The 15,632-nt window shown below is 76.2% G+C and carries 13 protein-coding genes and 1 pseudogene; 5 read left to right on the forward strand and 9 right to left on the reverse strand.

The window, feature by feature from the left end:
* Positions 1–104 precede the first annotated feature (104 nt).
* A complete protein-coding gene (locus PUR61_RS14985; protein WP_329879331.1) occupies positions 105–938 on the forward strand; it encodes a TIGR03084 family metal-binding protein in 834 nt (277 codons plus the stop codon).
* Positions 939–1,032: 94 nt separating this feature from the next.
* Entirely contained in the window at positions 1,033–1,518 is a 486-nt protein-coding gene (locus tag PUR61_RS14990; RefSeq protein ID WP_329879332.1) for a hypothetical protein, read from the forward strand.
* Between the two features lie 107 nt (positions 1,519–1,625).
* Here PUR61_RS14990 and PUR61_RS14995 read toward each other — a convergent pair whose 3' ends face one another.
* Both PUR61_RS14995 and PUR61_RS15000 read right to left on the reverse strand, forming a co-directional pair.
* Positions 1,626–2,252: a DUF7691 family protein gene (locus PUR61_RS14995; RefSeq protein WP_329879333.1), complete on the reverse strand. Its 627-nt coding sequence runs from the start codon at positions 2,250–2,252 to the stop codon at positions 1,626–1,628.
* A gap of 112 nt (positions 2,253–2,364) precedes the next feature.
* Positions 2,365–3,150: a DUF4232 domain-containing protein gene (locus PUR61_RS15000; protein WP_329879334.1), complete on the reverse strand. Its 786-nt coding sequence runs from the start codon at positions 3,148–3,150 to the stop codon at positions 2,365–2,367.
* A gap of 60 nt (positions 3,151–3,210) precedes the next feature.
* Between PUR61_RS15000 and PUR61_RS15005 the strand changes: the two genes are divergently transcribed.
* Positions 3,211–4,014: a serine/threonine protein kinase gene (locus PUR61_RS15005; RefSeq protein ID WP_329879335.1), complete on the forward strand. Its 804-nt coding sequence runs from the start codon at positions 3,211–3,213 to the stop codon at positions 4,012–4,014.
* Positions 4,015–4,131: 117 nt separating this feature from the next.
* On the opposite strand, the gene PUR61_RS15010 is transcribed toward PUR61_RS15005, so the two are convergent.
* The 3 genes from PUR61_RS15010 to PUR61_RS15020 all read right to left on the reverse strand — a co-directional run bounded on the left by PUR61_RS15010 (position 4,132) and on the right by PUR61_RS15020 (position 10,614).
* Positions 4,132–7,533, reverse strand: a complete 3,402-nt coding sequence (locus PUR61_RS15010) for an error-prone DNA polymerase (protein ID WP_329879336.1) — start codon at positions 7,531–7,533, stop codon at positions 4,132–4,134.
* 77 nt (positions 7,534–7,610) lie between these two features.
* Positions 7,611–9,899 (reverse strand): Y-family DNA polymerase, encoded by a 2,289-nt coding sequence (locus PUR61_RS15015; protein WP_329879337.1) that lies wholly within the window; start codon positions 9,897–9,899, stop codon positions 7,611–7,613.
* 1 nt (position 9,900) lies between these two features.
* The gene (locus tag PUR61_RS15020; RefSeq protein WP_329879338.1) at positions 9,901–10,614 is read right to left on the reverse strand and encodes a hypothetical protein; all 714 of its coding nucleotides are present in this window, start codon (positions 10,612–10,614) and stop codon (positions 9,901–9,903) included.
* Positions 10,615–10,982: 368 nt separating this feature from the next.
* On the opposite strand from PUR61_RS15020, the gene PUR61_RS15025 reads away from it, so the two are divergent.
* A complete protein-coding gene (locus PUR61_RS15025) occupies positions 10,983–11,597 on the forward strand; it encodes a DinB family protein (protein ID WP_329879339.1) in 615 nt (204 codons plus the stop codon).
* Here the strand turns inward: PUR61_RS15025 and PUR61_RS15030 are convergent.
* Positions 11,567–12,358: pseudogene (locus tag PUR61_RS15030) on the reverse strand (helix-turn-helix transcriptional regulator); the annotation flags it as partial. The gene PUR61_RS15025 and the pseudogene PUR61_RS15030 overlap by 31 nt on opposite strands.
* Before the next feature lie 15 nt (positions 12,359–12,373).
* Here PUR61_RS15030 and PUR61_RS15035 point away from each other — a divergent pair.
* Positions 12,374–12,790, forward strand: coding sequence for a DUF3224 domain-containing protein (locus PUR61_RS15035; protein WP_329879340.1), 417 nt, complete (start codon positions 12,374–12,376; stop codon positions 12,788–12,790).
* A 71-nt stretch (positions 12,791–12,861) separates the two neighbouring features.
* Here PUR61_RS15035 and PUR61_RS15040 read toward each other — a convergent pair whose 3' ends face one another.
* Genes PUR61_RS15040 through PUR61_RS15050 form a run of 3 tightly spaced genes read right to left on the reverse strand, consistent with a single transcriptional unit; the run spans position 12,862 to position 15,559 of the window.
* Positions 12,862–13,746: a class I SAM-dependent methyltransferase gene (locus PUR61_RS15040; protein ID WP_329879341.1), complete on the reverse strand. Its 885-nt coding sequence runs from the start codon at positions 13,744–13,746 to the stop codon at positions 12,862–12,864.
* Complete coding sequence (locus tag PUR61_RS15045) at positions 13,743–15,161, reverse strand: RNA polymerase sigma factor (protein ID WP_329879342.1); 1,419 nt, start codon at positions 15,159–15,161, stop codon at positions 13,743–13,745. Before PUR61_RS15045 ends, PUR61_RS15040 begins: the two co-directional genes overlap by 4 nt.
* On the reverse strand, positions 15,158–15,559 hold the full coding sequence (locus PUR61_RS15050) for a YciI family protein (RefSeq protein ID WP_329879343.1): 402 nt from the start codon (positions 15,557–15,559) through the stop codon (positions 15,158–15,160). Before PUR61_RS15050 ends, PUR61_RS15045 begins: the two co-directional genes overlap by 4 nt.
* Positions 15,560–15,632 lie beyond the last annotated feature (73 nt).

Below are 15,632 nucleotides of genomic sequence, written 5' to 3' on the forward strand. Positions count from 1 at the left end.
TTCCGTGGAGTTCCGGGCGAGCCCGGGCGGCACGGCGTAGGGTGCGGGCGCGAGGTTACCGGCGAGTCACTACCAGGGTGGCCACAGGTGCGAAGGGAAGATCCATGACGGAACCGAACACTCCCGGGGGGTCGGCCGTGCTGACCGGACTGCTGGCCGACCTGCGGGCCGAGAGCGAGGTGCTGGACGGGCTGGTCGCCGGACTGGAGCCGGAACAGTGGGCCGCGGACACCCCCGCCCGGGGGTGGACGATCGCGCACCAGATCGCACACCTCGCCTGGACGGACGACTGGTCGGACCGGGCGGCCCGCGACCCCGAGGGCTTCGTCACCGAGTCCGGCCGGGTCTTCGGCGAACTGCTGGCGGCCGGCGCGGACCCGGTCGAGGACGGCGCCTCCCGCGGAGCCGCCGAGGATCCGGCCGCCCTGCTGGCCCGCTGGCGGTCGGGGCGGGGGCGGCTGGCGGAGGCCCTCGCGGCGGTGCCGGCCGACACGCGCCTGCCGTGGCTGGGCCCGCCGATGAAGGCCCCGTCGATGGCGACCGCGCGCCTGATGGAGACCTGGGCGCACGGGCAGGACGTCGCGGACGCGCTCGGTGCCGTCCGCGAGCCGACCGCGCGGCTGCGGCACATCGCGCACCTGGGCATCCGGACCAGGGGGTTCGCGTTCACGGTGCACGGGCTGCCGGTGCCGGAGTCCCCGGTGCGGGTGGAACTCACCGCGCCGGACGGGACGGTGTGGACGTGGGGCCCGGCCGGGGCGGCGGACCGGGTCGACGGGCCCGCCCTGGACTTCTGCCTGCTGGTCACCCGGCGCCGGCACCGCGACGACCTCTCGCTGACGACCACCGGCGACGCGGCGGAGACCTGGCTGCCGATCGCCCAGGCCTTCGCGGGGCCGCCCGGGGAGGGCCGAAAAGCGGGATCATCACCCCGGTAAATAACATGATGATGCGCCATATCAAGGCGCAATCGGTCTAAACCACACGTTTCGGCGATATCCAGAGTTCGTCGGCGAATGATGGACTGCCGCCATGACTCGGATGAACACCATGCGTACCGTCCTGGCCGGCGCCGCCGCCCTCCTCGCGGTGGGCGGCCTGGCCGCCACACCAGCCCAGGCCGCGTTCGCGCCGCCCGCGGGCACGGCCGCCGCCGCGCACGCGGAGGTGCGGGCCGGTACTCCGGCCGCCCACCGGGTGGTCACCTTCTTCGAGGAGTACCGTCGGGCGGTCCTCGGCGAGAGCGGCGAGACCCCGCGCGCCGTCCGCGAGCGCTACCTCACCCCGCACCTCGACTTCCGGCTCGACGCCTGGGCGCACGATCACGACGCCGACCCGGTGTTCCGCGCCCAGAACGTCCCGGCGGACTGGTCCGCCCAGCAGGTGAAGGAGGAACTCGGCTTCGCCTCCGTCCGGCTCACCGAGTTCTGGAGCGGGGGCGAGAGCCGGCACGTCTGGTACGTCGTCCGCCTCGTCGACCTGCGGATCGTCGAACTCAACGACCGGCCCGCCTTCTGAGCCCCGGGGAACGACCTCCGGACGGCTGAGAGAAGAACTCCGGCGCGGCGCAGACACCCCCCACGACTGCGCCGCGCCGGTGACGTCCCCGGGCGACGGGGCCCGGGTCACCTGCCGCCGTCGCCGACGAGGAGCAGGCCCCGGCCCGCGCCGAGCGCCCCGTCGACCCAGGCCGGCAGGTCCTCTCCGACCAGTGCCTCGACCTCCTCGATCGCGTCCTCGTCACCGCCCGGGAGCAGCTCGACGTCGTCGTGGATCCGGCCGGTGTCGAATCCGGCCAGTTCGGCGAGGACGGCGGCGAGGGCCCCCGGCTCCGCGAAGGTGGGAAAGGGCCACGGATCGTCGGGCGCCGCCTCGGCCCGCGGGAAGGCCCACGGCCGCCCCCAGAGCTCGGCGAGGGCCGGCAGCCCCCAGGCGACGAAGGCCCCCGTCAGCTCGTCCCAGCCCCGACCGGGCAGGACGATCGAACCGAGCGGCTCCCCGACCGTGGGGCCGAGGAGTTCCAGCAGCCAGGTGTAGCCCGCCGGGCGGTCCGGATCGAGACGCCCGGTGACGAGCTCCCGCAGCGCCGTTCGGACCTCGGCGGGCTCGGTGCCCCGCAGCAGGGCACCGGCCGCCGTCAGGTCCTCGATCCTTCCGAGGGCCTGCCGGACGAGGTCCTCGTCCCGGGATCCGACCAGGGAGAGGAGGGCGTCCGCGTCGACCGCGTATGCGGAGAGGTACTGTTCAGCCATCCCCGATTATCTGCACACCGCCATGTCGGCTCCACCGCAGGGCCGTTGAGGGGCACGACGGCGCGACCCTGCCGGGCCCGCCCCGGGGTCACGGGGTCACGGGGTCACGGGGTCACGGGGCCGACTGTCCGGGCCGCCGGTCCGGCGTCCGCGCGGCGGTCTCGGCCGACTTGGTCCAGGGGGAGACACCGAGCTTGCCGGTGGTCCCCAGATCGAGCTCGGCGGGAACGGTGAGACGGGGGCGGCCCGGCAGCGGGGCGACGTCCAGGAAGCGGCCGTGGTCGGCCACCCTGTCGCCCGCGGTGACGGTGTTGCGCCAGGCCACCTGGAACTCGGCGGTCTCCCCGGGCCGGAGGGTGACCGGCTTCGCGGCTGCGTCGAAGTTCTCCAGCGTCGCGATGCCCGCCGAACCGCTGCCGACGGTCACCGCGAGGGGCGCGCGTTCGGCGTCGAGGACGCGGATTCCGGGACGGCCGTTGAGGGTGTAGGAGCGGGTCCCGCAGTTGGTCAGCCGGATCGACATGACACGCAGGCCCATCGCCGCGGCGACCTCGCCGACGGCCGGCGAGACGCCCTCGGGGGAACAGACGGGGGCAGGGGTCGACGGCCCGGGGGGCACGGCACCGGAGGGAAGGGCATCGGCGGTGACCAGCGGGAAGGCGGTCGGCCGGGCGCTCGCCGCCGGGGCGGTGGCAGCCGGGGTGGCGACAGCCGAAGCGGTGGGCGCGGCCGAGGACGGCGCGGCGCCGATCGTGCGCGCCGGGCCGGGCGCTCCCCCGCCGGCCCCGGTCACCGAGGTGCTTCCGCAGCCGGCCACCGCCACGACGGCCCCGAGCAGCACGCCTGCCCGGGCCAGGATCGGTGTCCGGCGGGCGGCGGCCGACTGGGTCGAGTTCATGGGACCGATCATGGCATGAAACGGGAGGCACTCCGTTCGTGCGCGGCGTAGGCTCGCGCCATGCTCGACTCGCCGCCGGTCCCCGACCTCCTGTCCCATCTCCGTTCCGTGGGAACGGTGTTCGCCTCCTTCACCGCACAGGACTCCGGCTGCGTGGCGTACGGGGTGGTGGAACCCGGCGGGGCCCGCTGGTTCGTGAAGGCCGCCGTGACGGAGCGCGCGGTGGCGTCGATGGAGCGGGCCGCCGCACTGCACGCCGCCGTCCGGCACGAGGCGATCGTCCCGCAGTTGCACCGCTTCACGGCCGCCGGGCTGCCGGCGGTGGTGATGCCGTGGCGCGACGGCGAGGTGCTGTACCACCCGACGACGGACGGCGGCCGGGGTGCCGCCGTCCGGACCGACCCGGCGAGCCCGACAGCCCGCTTCCGTTCCCTGCCGGTGCCCCTGGTGGCGGAGGCCCTGGACACCGTCCTGGACGCGCATCTGGCGGTCGCCCGGGCCGGGTTCGTCGCCTGCGACTTCTACGACGGCTGCCTGCTGTACGACTTCGCGCGGCACCGGCTGCACCTGTGCGACCTGGACGAGTACCGCCCGGGGCCGTTCACCGTCGACGTGGACCGGCTGCCGGGCTCGAAGCGGTTCATGGCGCCGGAGGAGTTCCGGCGCGGCGCGGTGATCGACGCCCGCACCACGGTGTTCACGCTGGGCCGTGCCCTGCGGCTCCTGCTCGATGCCGGCGACGAGGAACGGGACTGGCGCGGGGGCCCGGCCCGACTCGCCGTGCTGGAGCGGGCCACGGCGGCCGATCCGGCCGAACGCTGGCCCGGCGTCGAGGAGTTCGCCGCCGCCTGGCGAGCCGCGTGAGTCACCCGAACCGTCCGGGGCGCTGAACCCGGCACCGCAAGCACCACCTGCACCCGCCCGCACCGCTGCGGAGGCGGCGGGTCCGGGGGCCCGGGGCCTCCGCCGGGCCACGGCGTCTCAGATGCCGATCCGCAGCGGGGTGAGCCGGGTGGCGACCAGGTTGGTGGCGCCCCGGTCGCGCTCGACGTGCCCGTACACGAGCAGGCCGGCCCGGTCGAGGGCGGCGCGGCGCTGCGATTCCCAGACCGGCCGGCTGCAGATGACGTTGATCAGCCCGGTCTCGTCCTCCAGGCTGAGGAAGAGCACCCCGCCCGCCGTCGGCGGACGCTGCCGGTGGGTGACCAGCCCGCCGACCACCACCGCCGAACCCGGCACCACGTCCGGGAGCTGGGCGGCGGTGAGCGCGCCGCCGCGTTCCAGGTGGTCGCGCAGGTGCTGGAGCGGGTGACTGGTCGCGGAGGTGCCGGTTGCCCAGAGGTCGGCGATGGTCTCCTCGATCGGGGTCATCCCGGGGAGCGGCGGCGCCTCGGTGCCGGGCGTCGTCCCGGGGATGAGATCCGCCGAGACCCCCGCGAACGCCCCTGCCGCCCAGAGCGCCTGCCGCCTGTTCAACCCGAAGCAGCCGAACGCGCCCGCCGAGGCGAGCGCCTCCATGGCCGGTGCGGGCAGACCGGTCCGGCGGGCGAAGTCCTCCAGGTCCGTGTACGGCTGCCCGGCCGCGACCGCCTCGGCCTGCGCGGCGCCGATGCCCCGTACGGTGTCCAGGCCGAGCCGGATCGCGGGCTGCGGCGTGCCCGCGGTCAGCGGCGGCGCGGGCGTCGGCCCCCGGTACGGCTCCAGGGTGGGCCGGGACCCGCTGGCGTTGACGTCCACCCCGCGCACCCGGACGCCGTGCCGCCGGACGTCCGCGATCAGACTGAGCGACGAGTAGAAGCCCATCGGCTGGTTGGCCAGCAGCGCGCAGGTGAAGGCCGCCGGATAGTGGTACTTGAGCCAGGCGCTGGCGTACACGAGGTAGGCGAAGCTGATCGCGTGCGACTCCGGGAAGCCGTAGTTGGAGAAGGCCTCGATCTTGGTGTAGACGTCCTCGGCGACCTCCTCCGGGATGCCGCGTTCGGCCATCCCGCCCAACAGCCGCTCGCGCAGCCGGGCCACGCGTTCGTGCGAGCGCTTGGCGCCCATCGCCTGACGGAGGAGGTCCGCCTCGGCGGGAGTGAACCCCGCGCAGTCGATGGCCAGTTGCATCATCTGCTCCTGGAACAGCGGCACCCCGAGGGTCTTGCCGAGCGCGTTCTCCATCAGCGGGTGCGGGCAGCCGGCCGGCTCCACCCCCGCGCGCCGGCGCAGGTACGGGTGGACGGACCCGCCCTGGATCGGGCCGGGCCGGATCAGCGCGACCTCCACCACCAGGTCGTAGAAGTGGTCCGGCTTGAGCCTCGGCAGGGTGGCCATCTGGGCGCGCGACTCGACCTGGAAGACACCCACCGTGTCGGCCCGCCGCAGCATCGCGTACACGCCCGGGTCGTCGTCCGGGACGGTCGCCAGGTCGTAGCGCCGGCCGTGGTGCTGCTCGACCAGGTCACAGGCGTCGTGCAGGGCCGCGAGCATGCCGAGACCGAGCAGGTCGATCTTCACGAGTCCAGCGCCGGCCACCGACTCCTTGTCCCACTGCAGCACGGACCGCCCCGGCATCCGGGCCCACTCGGTCGGGCAGATCTCCGCGATCGGCTCCCGGGTGAGCACCATGCCGCCCGAGTGGATACCCAGGTGGCGCGGCAGACCGTGGAGTTGTCCGGCGAGGGAGAGCACGTCGGCGGGCACCACGGCGTCCGCGCCGGGCGGGGAGCGGAAGTCGGCCTGCCGGCTGAACGCGTCCACCTGCCCCTGCGGGTAGCCGAGCACCCGGGCGGCGTCGCGCAGTGCCAGCCGGGGGCGGTAGGTGATCACGTTGGCGACCTGGGCGGCGTGCTCGCGCCCGTACCGGCGGTAGACGTACTGGATGACCTCCTCGCGGCGGCGGTTCTCGATGTCCAGGTCGATGTCGGGCGGCCCGTCGCGGGCGGTGGAGAGGAAGCGCTCGAAGAGCAGCCGGTAGTGGACCGGGTCGACGGCGGTGATCCCGAGCGCGAAGCAGACCGCCGAGTTGGCCGCCGAACCGCGCCCCTGGCACCAGATCCCCTCCCGGCGGCAGAAGTCGACGATGTCGTGGACGATCAGGAAGTATCCGGCCAGGTCGAGATCCTCGATGACGTCCAGCTCGCGGGCGAGCTGACGGCGGGCCGGGCCGTTGCCGGGCCCGAAGCGGGCCGGGCCGCCCTCGGCGACCAGCGCGCGCAGATGGCTGATCTCGGTGTGGCCGGACGGGACGGGGTAGCCGGGCAGTTCCGGATCCAGCTTGGCGAAGTCGAAGGCGCAGGCACGGGCCAGGTCCACGGTCGCCTCCCGCACGCCGGGGAAGCGGGCCAGTCTGGCGGCCATCTCGCGGCCGGAGCGCAGGTGCGCGGTGCCGGCGGCCTGCGTCCAGCCCGCCGCCTCCGGGAGCGTACGGCGCTCGTGCAGTGCGGCGAGGCTCTGGGCGAGACGGCCCTGCGCGGGGCCGGCGTGGTGGGCGTTGGTGGAGGCGACGGTGGTCAGGCCCAGCCGGGCGGCCAGGGCCGCGAGGGCGTCGTTGCGCAGGTCGTCGCCGGGCAGCCACTGGTCGATCAGTTCGACGTGGACGTTGTCGCGGCCGAACGCCTCGGCGAGCGAGCGGAGTTGACGCTCGGCCCCGCCGGCGTCGGGGCCGGGGCCGGGGCCGGGGCCGGGGAGGAGGGTGGAGTTGGGGAGGAGGGTGGAGCCGGGAAGGAGGGTGGGGACGGGGGCAGGACCGCCGCCGGTGCCGGAACCGGCGGGTGCGGCCGGGGATGCGGGGGTGCTCGCGAGGGCGGCGGGGACGCGGCCGAGGCGGCAGCCGGTGAGCACCGCCCAGTGGCCGTCGTGCGCGTCCGCGAGAGCCGCGAAGTCGTAGGCCGGCTTCCCCTTGGCCCCGCCCGCGAGTTGGGCCGCCCCGATGGCGGCGGACAGGCGGCGGTAGCCCTCCGGGTCGCGCGCCAGGACGAGGAGGTGTTCGACCCGCCCCCTCTCGTGACCGATCGTCAGTTCCGCGCCGAAGACGGTGGCCACGCCCGCCTCACGGGCCGCCGCGGCGAGTCTGACCGCTCCGTAGAGGCCGTCGTGATCGGTGAGCGCGAGCGCCTCGACGCCCAGCCGGGCGGCCTCGGCGACCAGTGCCTCGGGGTCGCTGGCGCCGTCGAGGAAGCTGAAGGCGGAATGGACGTGCAGTTCGGCCCAGGCGGGGGCAGGGGCGGAGTCAGGGGCCGGGCCGGCGGGTCCGGCGGGTCCGGCGGGTCCGGCGGGTCCGGCGGTTTCAGGATCGCGGCGCAGCGGGACGACGTCGCCACCCGCCGGGCCGGGCCGGCCGCCGGTCAGGCGGCGGCGCAGCTCGCTCCAGGGGAGGGTGGGGTGACTCGTGAATCCCATCGGGGGTGACGCCTTCGGTCTCTCGTTTTCCTGACCCCCCTCGGTCGTTCGCGCCGGGCCGCCGGAGCGCCCCGGTGTCAGTCGTAGCCGGCCTCCACGAGCCAGACGCCCCCCTCCACCGTCAGCAGCAGCGCGAGGCCGCCCGCCACCGTGACCTGGAAGCGCGCCCGGCGGCGGGCGCGCGCCGGATCCCACCAGTACTCGACGGCCGGCCAGGGCCCGGTCCAACCGTCCACCGCCAGTTGCCGCCCGCGCACCGTGACGGTGGACGGCCGGGCCGACACCCCCGCCCGGCCGTCCACCGTCACCGGTCGCCCGTCCGCGTCCAGCACCGCCGCCGGCAGCGGGGTGCGGTGCACCACGGTCGGCCAGACGTCCCGTAGCCGCCCCGGCCAGGGCGCGTCGGCGGGCGCGTCCGGGTCGTACGGCTCGCCCCACGGCACTCGGACCGCCTGCTCGTCCGGCCCCCGTCCGCCTGCCGGCTCGATCCGGCGCAGCCCGGCATGCCCGAGCACCGCCTGGACCCTGGCCACCGCGCGTTCCACCCGGTCGTCCGCCACCGCCTGCCCCCAGAGGGCGAGTTGCCGGCCCTGGTCGGGGGTGAGGTCGTCGGGGACGAGGCGCAGCGCGGTGAAGCCTCCCGCGCCGGGGTCCTCGGAGTCGTGGCGGCTCTCCGGGCCCCGGGGGTTCCGGCGGTCCCGGGGACTGCCGGGGCCGCGGAGGCCGTCCGGGTCGTGGGGGCCGCGGGGGCCGCCGGCCGGCCCGGCGTCGAAGGTGCCCGTGCTCTGCCAGGCCTGGAGCTGCCAGCGGACCCGTTCGGCGAGCGCCGTCGCCGAGAGCCGGCCCTCGTGCCGCCAGAGCCGCGCCACGGTCCGACCGTCCGCGCACTCCACCTCGACGGCCACCCGCTGGCAGGTCAGCCCCGCCCCGGCGAGCCGTTGGTGCAGCCGCTCGGCCAGGGTCCGGGCCACGAACACCAGGGGCTCGGCGAGCGGCTCGGGCGGGTCGAAGCGCTGCTCGACCGAGAGGTCCGGCCCGCCCGTACGCGGCACCAGCGGGCGCGGCTGCAACCCGCGGGCCAGCCGGTGCGCCGTCGTACCGGCCGGGCCGAAGCGGTCCGCCACCGCCTCGGCCGGCAGCGCGGCGAACGCCCCGACCGTGGGCAGGCCCAGCCGGTCCAGCAGCTCCGCCAGCACCTCGTCACCGAGCACGGCCACGGGGTAGGGCGCGAGGAACTCCGCCGTCCGCCCGGCCGGGACCAGCACGCCCGCGCGGGCGGCGAGCACGGCGGCGAACAGGCCGTCGGCCACCCCGACCTGCCCGCACGGGGCAGGGGCAGCGGCGAGACCCTCCGCCGGAGGGGGCCCCGGTCGCCCGGCCTCCGGCCCCCCGGGCTGCGGGCCGGACGGGTCGGGCTGCGGGCGCGCGCCCTCCCGACGGGGCTCCGCCGGGTGAGGAGCCTCCGGCGGGTGCGCAGCCGCCGGGCCGAGGCCGTCCGGGCGGGACTCCGGGCGGGCGGGTTCCGGCGGGTAGGCCGCCGGCCGGGCGAAACCGCCGCGCGCGCCGTCCCTGGCCGCGGGCGTGGCGGCGAACAGCTCGTCCACCCCGGCGGTCCGGCGGCGGGGTGCGGTCCGGTCCGCGTCCGCCGGGTGCAGCGGGACGACCTCGGCGACCTCGGCGACCGGAGCGGGGCCCCGGTCGTCGGGGCTCGTGCCGGGGCTCGCGCCGGGACGGGTGCCGGGGTCGAGTCCGGGGTCCGGCGCAGGGCGGACACCGGCCGCCGACTCGGCATCTGCCGGGTGCACCGGCCGGCCGGCCGCCGCAGGGCCGGCGTCGGTGGCCGCCGCCGTCGGGACGGCCGCCGCCAGGGCAGCCGTCACCGCGCCCTGGACCTTCGCCGCGAGCGATTCCTCCCCGCCGAAGTACCGGCCCGGGCCCTTCACCGGGATCGCGCACAGCCCCGGGCGCAGCACCTCCACCCGCGGGGTGAAAGCCTCCACCGCCGCGACCACCGGCTCGAACCGCCGGGTCTCCGCCTCCGGGTCGCGGTCGCGCAGCTCCAGCGCGGGGCAGAGGCGCTGGGCCAGCTTGAGCCGCTGCCCCTGCCGCACTCCGGCCGCGCGGGCCGCCGCCGAGCACGCCAGCACCCGGCCGCCCTCGACCACCGCCACCGGGATGCCGCCGTCGGCACTCCCCGCAGCGACCGGGCGCCCGTCCGCGCCGATGCTCCCGTCCGCACCGGCGGCCACCGCCGGGCCGGCGTCCCCGGGGCGCTCGACGGCCACCACCGGCCAGTCCGGGCACCAGACCACCAGCACCCGCGGGGTACCGGCCCCGCTCACCCCGCTCGCTCCGCCGTCGGCCATCTCACACCACCGCCATACGGTCGAGGCCCGCCCCGGCCCCCGACGTCACGTCCTCCCCCGCCTCGTCCACCACGACCCCGGCGGCCGTCTCCTCCACGACCCGCGCCGTGCCGTGCGCGTCCGGCAGCCAGAGCCGGGCGGTCCGCCCGCGCACGGCGGAGCCGCGCCCCTCCGCGACGACCTCCACCTGCCGCCCGGTGAGCTGCCCGTGCCCGTCGCCCAGTCCGAACCACTGCCCGGACCGCACGCCCAACCGCAGCCCGGCCCCCGGCCACGGCCCGGCCACCAGGAGCACGCAGGCGCTGCGGCGCAGCACGGCCGCCAGCCGGGCGGCCAGGTTCGGTGGAACGGGGCCATCCGGGCGCAGCATGATCAGCTCGACCGCCCCGGCCAGCACCGACACCACCTCGGCCCAGTGCGGCCCGGGGTCGTCGGCCACCAGCAGTCTCCGCAGGTCCAGCCCGTATCCGGCGGCCGCGGCCAGCCCGAGGTCAGGCAGCCCGACCGCCGCCGCCCACCCGCCCTCGGTCTCCCGCACTCCGGCGGCCAGCGCGAGCAGCAGCCCGGCGTCCCCGCCCGCCACCGACACCGCCGTCCCGCGCCGCAGGCCGCCCTCCGGCAGTACGCCCCGCAGCGCCGGCACCACCGGGAGCAGTCCGCGCCCGGCATCGGTGCCCGTCCCGCCGGCCTCGCGCAGCGCAGCCGCAGACGCCACCGGTCGGAGCGGCCTCCGCTCGACGGTGGATTCGAAAACAGATTCGAAAACGGGCACGCCCCCAGGATCGAACATTCGTTCGTAAAGATTCAAGTCCGATTACCCCACCCCAACCGCTACGCTCCGTGACATCGACGGGCGTCCCGGCACCGACCGGGCACCCGGCCCAGGGGCCGGGGAGCCGGCGGCCGGGGCGCCCGCAGGATCCGGAACCCGCCCTCGACCGCCCCGCCACGAACCGTCTCGGACCGTCTCGGACCGCGCTCGACCACCCCTCACCGCCGAAGGCCCGACGCGGGTTCGGACGCCGAAGTACCCGACGGGGAAATAGGGGTGACCGAACGTCGAGGGGACAGCAGACTTCCCCCATGACTCGCACGGATCACTTCAAGAAGGACCTCCGGACCTATCTGCAGGACGCCCGGGACGCCCTGCTGTGGAAGCTCGAAGGGCTGTCGGAGTACGACGTCCGCCGACCGCTGACCCCCACCGGGACCAACCTGCTGGGGCTGGTCAAACACACGACCGCCGCGGAGGCGATGTACTTCGGAGAGGCCTTCGGGCGGCCGTTCGAGGCGCCGCGCCCCTGGATCACGGGTGACGCCGAACCCAACTCGGACTTCTGGGCGACGCCGGAGGAGAGCCGGGAGCACATCGTCGAGCTGTACCGCGCGGCCTGCGCCCACGCCGACGAGACCATCGCGTCACTGGCGCTGGAGGTGGTCGGGCGGGTGCCCTGGGGGAACCGGAGCGAGGTGACCCTCCACCACAGCCTGGTCCACATGATCGCCGAGACCCAGCGGCACGCCGGGCACGCCGACGTCGTCCGGGAGCTCGTGGACGGTGCCACCGGACAACGCCGGGAGGGCGGCAACATGGCGCCCGGCGACGAGGCGTGGTGGGCGGGGCACCGGGACCGGGTGGAGCGCGCCGCCCAGGAGGCCGGGAGGGCTCAGGCGGGCGGGAGCGGGGGCGGGGCGTAGCGGCGGGCGAGGGCGGTGACGGCCCGGGCGACGGCGCTGCGGAGGTCGGGCGGGCCGAGGACCTCGGCCTCGGGGCCCAGGCGGAGGAGGTCCCCGACGGCCACCGCCGTGCTCTCGACGGAGAGTCGCACCTCCGTCCAGCCCTCGGCGTCGGGCGGTCCGGCGGTGGCGAGCGCCCGGGCGCCGGCGGCACCGAACCGCATGGGGAGCAGGCACCGGGCCTCCGGGGAGACGCGGAGGTGGGCGGTCTGCTGGTGGAGGGCCGCCGTCAGACGGCGGGAGTTCTCCTTCCAGTGCGCGGCCAGGTCGAAGCCGGCGGGGCGTTCGAAGGTCTCGGCGGTGACGTCGACGGCGAGGAGACGCGAGACCCGGTAGGTGCGGACGGACTCGGCGGGGGCGGCCGAGTCCGCGTCGGCGGGGGCCGCCGGGGCAGGGGCCACCGCGACGGCGGGGGCCGTGCGGGCCACCAGGTACCAGATGCCGCCCTTGAGGACGAGGCCCAGCGGGTGCAGCACCCGGTGCACCTCGCCGCGCCAGCGGCGGTAGTGGACGCGCACCACCCGCCGGTCCCAGACCGCCCGCGCGACGGGGGCCAGGTGGGCGACCGGGTCGGCGTCGCGGAACCAGGCCGGTGTGTCGAGGTGGAAGCGGTCCTGGACGCGGCGGGTGCGTTCGGCGAGTTCGGCCGGAAGGGCGGCCTGGAGCTTCAGCTGCGCGGTGGCGAGCACCGCGCCGAGGCCGAGCTCCCGCGCCGGGCCGGGCGCCCGAGGACGGCAATGAGCGCACAGACCATCACCACCACCGGCCGGATCGGCTACGCCCAGTGGGAGGAGACGGCGATCGGTTCGACGGAGGTCACGCCCCGGCTGGCGCGCGCCTCCGTCGTCAACACCTTCACCGGCGGGATCGAGGCGGCGGACACCGCCTGCGAGTACGTCTTCGTCTACGCGACCGGGACGACCGGCACCTTCACCGGGCTGGAGTCGGTCACCGGACGACTGGACGGCCGCGCGGGCTCCTTCACCCTGGAGGAACGCGGATCGTTCGAGGAGGACGGCACGGTGCGCTGCACCTTCGAGGTGGTCCCGGGAACGGCCGTCGGCGAGCTGGCCGGCCTGCGCGGGAGCGGCTCCTTCGTCTACCGTCCGGGCGAGTCGCCGTTCCCGTACGTCTTCGCCTACGAACTCGCCTGAGCCCCGCCGCCCGGGGACGGCCCCCGCGTCCGCCCCTCGTCCTCGCCCGCCTCCCCGCCCCCGCCCGGTGGCTACGCCCGCCCGGTGAGGACGGAGACCCGGACCTGCTCCGGGTAGCCGCGGTCGCCGGGCTCGGGCAGCGCGGCGAGCAACCGGGCGGCGAAGGCGGGGCGATCGACCGGGGCGGGCAGTTCGGGGGCGGGGATGGCGGAGTAGACGGTGCCGAGGAGCTGGTCGGGGGTCAGGGCGTCCTCGTAGTCGAGGACGGTCTCGCCGACGTCCGCGAACCCGGCGGCGGCCAGCGCCCGGGCGTAGCGGTCGCGGTCGTCGGCCGCGGTCCCGCAGGAGGTGGCGGCCGGACGGCCGAAGTGGTCCTCCAGGACGACCCGCAGGGCACGCGACCAGTCGGTGTCCTGGGCCCAGACGGGAGTGCCGTTGGCGATCACCGCGACGCCTCCGCCCGGGCGGGTGAGCGGGCGGAGGGTGCGGAAGAGCTCGTCGGGGCGCATCCAGTGGATGGCGTTGCCGATCACGGTCACGCCGAGCGGACGGCGGCCGGGCAGCAGGGCGGAGAGGGCCGGGACGTCGGCGTCGGTGCCGAGCAGCCAGAGCGCGTTGTGCACGCCGTCGCGGTCGGCGGCGGCTCTGGCCTGGCGGAGCATGTCCGGCTCGGGGTCCATGCCGATGACGGTGCGGACGTGGGCGGCGAGCGGGAGGGCGAGTTGACCGGTGCCGCAGCCGAGGTCGAGGGCGAGGTCACCGATGGCGGGGTGGGCGTCCAGGGCGAAGGCGGTCCGCAGCGCGTGGAGGACGGGCGGCGGGTAGCCGCGGCGGTAGTCGGCGTAGTAGGCGGCCACGTCACCGGAGAAGTCGGGGGGCGCGGACGCGGCATGGGTGTCGGAGGCGGAAGCGGGGACGGGAGCGGGGGCGGCCTCGGCGGCGGCGGGCGTCGTCATGGTCCGCAGCCTCCCCCGCCCCCGGCCGTTTCAGGCGGCCGATCGCTGTCGGCGGACACGGCGGGCACGTCCCGGGCGGACGCCTCCCCCACGGGGGTCTCCCCCACGGGCGCCGCCCCTCCCCCTGCCTCCGGCTCCGCCCCCGCCGCCGCCCGGGCCGCGCGCAGGCTGAGGTGGTGCCGTTCCGGGAGGCTGGCGGTGCGGCGGGCGGCGGCGCGGTAGTCGGCGACGGCCGCCTCCCGCTCCCCCGCCAGCTCGTGCAGGTAGGCCCGGACGGCGTACAGCCGGTGGTGGTCCGTCAGCGCGGGCGGCACCTCGGCGAGCAGGGCGAGACCCGCCGCCGGGCCGTCCACCATGGCGGTGGCGACCGCCCGGTTCAGGGTGATCAGCGGATTGTCGGAGATCCGGGCCAGCACCCCGTACAGGGCGAGGATCTGCGGCCAGTCGGTCGCGGCCGCGGTCGGTGCCTCGTCGTGGACGGCCGCGATCGCCGCCTGGACCTGGTAGGGGCCGACCGGACCGCGCGGCAGGGCGGCGGTGATCAGCGCGACGCCCTCCGCGATCGCGGCGGCGTCCCAGTGGCCGCGGTCCTGTTCGGCGAGCGGGACGAGCTCGCCGTCCGGGCGGGTGCGGGCCGGACCGCGGGCCTCCGTGAGCAGCATCAGCGCGAGCAGTCCGGCCACCTCGGCGTCGTCCGGAAGCAGCGCGTGGACGGCCCGGGTGAGGCGGATCGCCTCCCGGGACAGTTCGACGCGTCGCAGGGCGGGGCCGGTGCTGCTGGCGTAGCCCTCGTTGAAGACCAGGTAGAGGACGTGCAGCACCGCGTCGAGCCGGGCCGGCCACTCTGCGGCGTCCGGCTCCGGCATCCGGAACGGCACGCCGGAGGACTTGATCCGCTGCTTGGCGCGGCTGATCCGCTGTCCCATGGTCGCCTCGGGGACGAGGAAGGCACGGGCGATCTCGCCGGTCGTCAGGCCGCCGACCGAGCGGAGGGTGAGCGCGATCGCCGAGGCGGGCGAGAGGGCGGGGTGGCAGCAGAGGAAGAGCAGGGTGAGGGTGTCGTCCCGGGAGCCCCCGTCCTCGGCGTCGGCCGGGGGCGCGGCCTGCCGGTCGGCCGGGACCTGCCCGGCCACCAGGTCCTCGCGCCGGCGGCGGGCCTGTTCGCTGCGGACCTGCTCGGTCATCCGCCGGCCGGCCACCTGGACCAGCCAGCCGCGCGGGTTGCGCGGCACGCCCTCGTCCGGCCACTGGGTGGCGGCGTCCAGCAGGGCCTCCTGGACGGCGTCCTCGGCGGTGGCGAAGTCTCCGTAGCGGCGGGTGAGCACGCCGACGACCTGCGGCGCGAGGCAGCGCAGCAGGTCGTCGACGGCCGGTGGGGCGTCCGGTCCGGGCGCCGGCGGCTCGGGTCCGGTCACTGCTCGGTGGGCGGGGCCGACATGACCTGGCGCACCTCGATCGGCATGTTCAGCGGTTCCCCGCCCGGGCCGGGCGCGGCGGAGACGGCGGCGGCGATCTCGACCGCCCGGCGCTCGGTGTCACAGTCCACGATCCACCAGCCGGCCACCCACTCCTTGGTCTCCGGGAACGGCCCCTCGGTGACCACCGGGGCGCCGCCGCTGTGCGAGCGGACGATCCGGGCGGTCTCCGGCATGGCCAGACCCTGGGCGTCGACCAGTTCGCCGTCCTCGGCGAGCCTGGTGTTGGTGTCCCGCATGAAGCGGATGTGCGCCTGGATCTCCTCGGGCTTCCACTCGTCGATCTTCGGGAAGTCGGCGGCCTTCTCGCTGAACTGCATCAGCAGCATGTACTTCATGGTTCCGCTCCTCGTTCGTCGTGCCCGCCCCGGTCGGAGGGGCTTTCACGGGTAGGTAGAAGCACGCCGCGCG

The sequence above is a fragment of the Streptomyces sp. BE20 genome (assembly GCF_036322525.1).
Classification (GTDB): domain Bacteria; phylum Actinomycetota; class Actinomycetes; order Streptomycetales; family Streptomycetaceae; genus Kitasatospora.

Coding starts and splice junctions, on each gene's coding strand:
- PUR61_RS14985 (WP_329879331.1), top strand. CDS start 105: ATGACGGAACCGAACACTCCCGGGGGGTCGGCCGTGCTGACCGGACTG.
- PUR61_RS15000 (WP_329879334.1), bottom strand. CDS start 3,150: ATGAACTCGACCCAGTCGGCCGCCGCCCGCCGGACACCGATCCTGGCC.
- PUR61_RS15005 (WP_329879335.1), top strand. CDS start 3,211: ATGCTCGACTCGCCGCCGGTCCCCGACCTCCTGTCCCATCTCCGTTCC.
- PUR61_RS15025 (WP_329879339.1), top strand. CDS start 10,983: ATGACTCGCACGGATCACTTCAAGAAGGACCTCCGGACCTATCTGCAG.
- PUR61_RS15035 (WP_329879340.1), top strand. CDS start 12,374: ATGAGCGCACAGACCATCACCACCACCGGCCGGATCGGCTACGCCCAG.
- PUR61_RS14990 (WP_329879332.1), top strand. CDS start 1,033: ATGACTCGGATGAACACCATGCGTACCGTCCTGGCCGGCGCCGCCGCC.
- PUR61_RS14995 (WP_329879333.1), bottom strand. CDS start 2,252: ATGGCTGAACAGTACCTCTCCGCATACGCGGTCGACGCGGACGCCCTC.
- PUR61_RS15010 (WP_329879336.1), bottom strand. CDS start 7,533: ATGGGATTCACGAGTCACCCCACCCTCCCCTGGAGCGAGCTGCGCCGC.
- PUR61_RS15015 (WP_329879337.1), bottom strand. CDS start 9,899: ATGGCCGACGGCGGAGCGAGCGGGGTGAGCGGGGCCGGTACCCCGCGG.
- PUR61_RS15040 (WP_329879341.1), bottom strand. CDS start 13,746: ATGACGACGCCCGCCGCCGCCGAGGCCGCCCCCGCTCCCGTCCCCGCT.
- PUR61_RS15050 (WP_329879343.1), bottom strand. CDS start 15,559: ATGAAGTACATGCTGCTGATGCAGTTCAGCGAGAAGGCCGCCGACTTC.